This window comes from Tamlana crocina (genome assembly GCF_012037625.1).
On record NZ_JAAVJS010000287.1, the window covers coordinates 1 to 428 of the forward strand.

The 428-nt window shown below is 46.3% G+C and carries 1 protein-coding gene; it reads left to right on the plus strand.

The features are described from left to right. Positions 1-428 (plus strand): TolB-like translocation protein (locus HC176_RS16755; protein ID WP_209309766.1); only part of this gene is annotated, 428 nt, incomplete at both ends.

Consider the following 428-nt stretch of genomic DNA (forward strand, 5'->3'; position numbering starts at 1 on the left):
TGTAAGAACAGTTGCCCTTAACGGAAAGAACTCCAAAAAATTAACTGCCGAAAAAGGCATTTTCAGGAACCCTTCTTTTTCAGGCGACGGCCGCATGATCGTCTTCAACAAAGAAGGCGGAAATTCTGATCTTGGAAGAACCTTTACCAAGAATCCGGGGATCTATTTGATGAACACTTCCGGAGAGAACTTGAGAAAGATCAGCGACAATGGTGAATTTGCCATGTTCAATGCTAAAAATGACCGCATTCTGTTCCAGACGGGAGGATATTTATTCGGAAGCCTTACCAAGAGCCTGAAGAGTGTGGATCTCAACGGAAAAGATGAGCGTACGCACATGGAATCTAAATACGGTGGCCGCCTGGTGCCGAGCCCTGACAACAAATGGGTAGCTTTTAGCAACCTGCACAAGGCTTACGTAGCTCCGC